We start from the raw sequence: 3,099 nt of genomic DNA, 5'->3' as shown, positions 1-3,099 counted from the left end.
CCACACCGTCGTCCGCTGACCCCCGGAGTGCTGGGCCCGACGGCCCCCGCACCGTGACCGCCCTCGGCCACACCCGTACGCACCCGTGCCCCTACGCCCTCTCGCATACCCTCAGGTGATCTCTCATGCTCACGAACACCCCGTCCGTCGCACCCGCACCCGTGCCCACGGACTCCGCTCCCACCTCCCAACTCGCCGTCGCCGAAGCGCTGATGAGCCTGCTCCGCGACACCACCACCGAGCCGCGCCCCGACATCCAACTGGAGGCGCTGACCCTGGCGGTCTCCGCCGACCTGCCCGTGCTGCTCTGGGGTGAGCCGGGGATCGGCAAGACCGCGGCGCTCACCCAGCTCGCCGCCTCCCTGGACCTGCCGCTCACCACGGTCATCGCCAGCGTGCACGAGCCGTCCGACTTCTCCGGGCTGCCCGTCGTCGGCGACGACCCCGCCGAGCAGGGAGTCCCGATGGCCCCGCCGGACTGGGCCGTCCGGCTCGTACGGGCCGGGCGCGGGCTGCTGTTCCTCGACGAGCTCTCCACCGCACCGCCCGCCGTGCAGGCCGCGCTCCTCCGCCTCGTACTGGAACGGCGGATCGGAGCGCTGCGACTCCCGCCCGGCGTACGGATCGTGGCCGCTGCCAACCCGCGCTCCTCGGCGGCCGACGGCTGGGAGCTGAGCCCGCCGCTCGCCAACCGCTTCGTCCACCTCCAGTGGACCCACGACCACGAGGTCGTCGTACGCGGCCTCGCCGGCACCTGGCCCCGCGCGACACTGCCCCGCCTCGACCCCGAAAGGCTGCCCGAAGCGGTGGACTTCGCCCGGCGCGCGGTGTGCGGACTCCTCTCCGCCCGTCCCACCCTCGTTCACCGGCTGCCCACTACGGAGACACGCCGGGGCGGCCCGTGGCCCTCGCCGCGCAGTTGGGACATGACGCTGAACCTGATCGCCTTCGCGGCGGCCGCCGGGTCCTCCAGGGACGTGCTGTCCTTGCTGGTCAGGGGAACGGTCGGAGACGGCCCGGGTCTTGAACTGCTGGCGAGCCTGGACCGGATGGACCTTCCGGACCCCGAGGACCTGCTCGCCGACCCTGCGGCCGCAGTCCTGCCCGAGCGCGGCGATCTCCGGCAGGCCGCGCTGGACGGGGTGGTCGCTGCGGTCCGTACCCGGCCGGACAGGGCACGTTGGGACGCGGCGTGGGCGCTGCTCGTCCGGGCGCTGGAGACCGGGGCCCCGGATCTGGTGGTCGTCCCGGCGACGACCCTCGCCTCGCTGCGTCAGGAGGACTGGGACGTACCGGCCTCCATCGAACAGCTCGCGGGCGTCGTGTCCCTGTCCGGGCGCGCGGACCGGGCAGCGGCCCGGGTCACGGCGAAGGCGAAGGCGACGGCGGGCCGATGACGACGACGGACGCGCCGAGCGCGCTGGACCTGGACAAACTCTTCGCCGCCCGCCTCCAGGCAGCCCGGGTCCGCCCCTACCTGGCGACCGCGCTGTTCGCCCTGCACACCGTGGAGTCACGGCAGGTCCCGACCATGGCCGTCGACCGGTACTGGCGGTGCTACGTCGCGCCGTCCTTCGTGGCCCGGACCCCCGTCGAGGAGCTGGCCGGGGTCTGGGTCCACGAGGTGTCGCACCTGTTGCGCGACCACCACGGCCGCAGCGACCGGGTCGCCCGGCAGCGCGGGCTGACCGGACCGGGGGAGCGGCTGCGGATGAACATCGCCGCCGACTGCGAGATCAACGACGACGTGTACGGCGACGGCCTGGCCCGGCCGAAGGGCGCGGTCCACCCGGCGACGCTGCACCTTCAGCCCGGCGAGCTCATGGAGGACTACCTGTACCAGTTCCGCCTCGGCTCCCGCACCCAGGACCTCGCGTGGCTGGACTGCGGAAGCGGCGCCGACGGGCTGGAGAGGGAATGGGACGTGGGGCCCGACGGCGCGCACGGGCTCAGCGCCCATGAGCAGGACGCGGTCCGCTTCCGGGTGGCACAGGGCATCACGGGGAGGCCGGGGAACGCCTCGAAGGGGTGGAAACGGTGGGCGGAGGAGGCGTTCCATCCGCCGCAGCCCTGGCGGGATCTGCTGGGCGCCGCCGTACGCTCGGCCGCCTCGGGACCCGGCGCGGGGGAGGACTACACCTACGGCCGTCCGTCGCGACGCTCCACCGGGCTGCCCGGCGTCGTTCTGCCGAGCCTCCGCCGCAGACCGCCCCGGGTCTCCGTCGTCATCGACACCTCCGGCTCGGTCAGCGACGCCGAACTGGGCAGCGCCCTCCTGGAGGTCGCCGCCATCTCCCGTGCGGTGGGCGGCCGCCGCGACCTGATCACCGTCCTCGCCTGCGACGCGGCGACCCGGGTCGTCCACCCGCTGTGCCAGGCCGAGGGAATTCCGCTGGTGGGAGGTGGCGGCACGGATCTGCGTACGGGCTTCGCCAAGGCGCTGCGGGCACATCCCCGCCCCGACGCCATCGTGATCCTGACCGACGGGCAGACACCCTGGCCGACCGCGCGACCGGCCTGCCGCACGGTCATCGGCCTGTTCCCGAGGGACCACAGGCGCCGCTCCTGGGACGAGGACAACCCCGACTACGTCCCCCGTCGGCCTCCGGCGTGGGCGCGGGTGGTGGAGATCGGGTAGCGCCGGCACCGGGTCAGAGGGGCCGTACGTCGAGCGAGGCCCAGACGGTCTTTCCGGGACCGTCGGTGAGGGGGAACCAGCCCCAGTTGTCGGTCAGGGCGCTACGAGGACCAGTCCTCTGCCGCCTTCCTGGTCGTCGGCCGACGGGTCGCTGAGTGCGGGCACGCGTTCGCCCCGGGTGTCGGTGACCTCCACACGTACGGTCGCGTTCTCGGCGGAGAGCCGGAGGCGGAAGTCACGTCCCGGTACGAGGCCGTGGCTGGCGGCGTTGGCGCTGAGCTCCGCCACGATCAGCGTCAACGCGTCGTGGGCGTCACTCCCGTACGGGATGCCCCAGGCGTCGAGCCGTTCGCCGGCCAGGTGTCGGGCGAGGCGGGCACCGCGAGGCGTGGAGCTGAACCGCATCGCGAAGTGGTGCCAGGTGAAGCGGGGTTGGGCGGGCCGCGCGATGCGTACGGGGA

Annotated in this window: 2 protein-coding genes and 1 pseudogene; 2 read left to right on the top strand and 1 reads right to left on the bottom strand. The window is 73.8% G+C overall.

Going from position 1 to position 3,099, the window contains the following annotated elements:
* Positions 1-125 precede the first annotated feature (125 nt).
* Positions 126-1,397, top strand: coding sequence for a MoxR family ATPase (locus HET64_RS37845; RefSeq protein WP_215111757.1), 1,272 nt, complete (start codon positions 126-128; stop codon positions 1,395-1,397).
* Positions 1,394-2,638, top strand: a complete 1,245-nt coding sequence (locus HET64_RS37840) for a VWA-like domain-containing protein (protein WP_215111756.1) — start codon at positions 1,394-1,396, stop codon at positions 2,636-2,638. The genes HET64_RS37845 and HET64_RS37840 overlap by 4 nt, the downstream gene beginning before the upstream one ends.
* A 13-nt stretch (positions 2,639-2,651) precedes the next feature.
* Here HET64_RS37840 and HET64_RS37835 read toward each other — a convergent pair.
* Positions 2,652-3,088, bottom strand: a pseudogene (locus tag HET64_RS37835) (ATP-binding protein).
* Positions 3,089-3,099: the final 11 nt, after the last annotated feature.

Origin of the sequence: Streptomyces sp. McG3, assembly GCF_018619185.1 — a bacterium.
GTDB lineage: Bacteria > Actinomycetota > Actinomycetes > Streptomycetales > Streptomycetaceae > Streptomyces.
This window is presented reverse-complemented; position numbering and strand designations above follow the sequence as displayed.

Excerpts from the sequence above, each read along its gene's own strand:
- HET64_RS37845 (WP_215111757.1), top strand. The coding sequence starts at position 126 with ATGCTCACGAACACCCCGTCCGTCGCACCCGCACCCGTGCCCACGGAC.
- HET64_RS37840 (WP_215111756.1), top strand. The coding sequence starts at position 1,394 with ATGACGACGACGGACGCGCCGAGCGCGCTGGACCTGGACAAACTCTTC.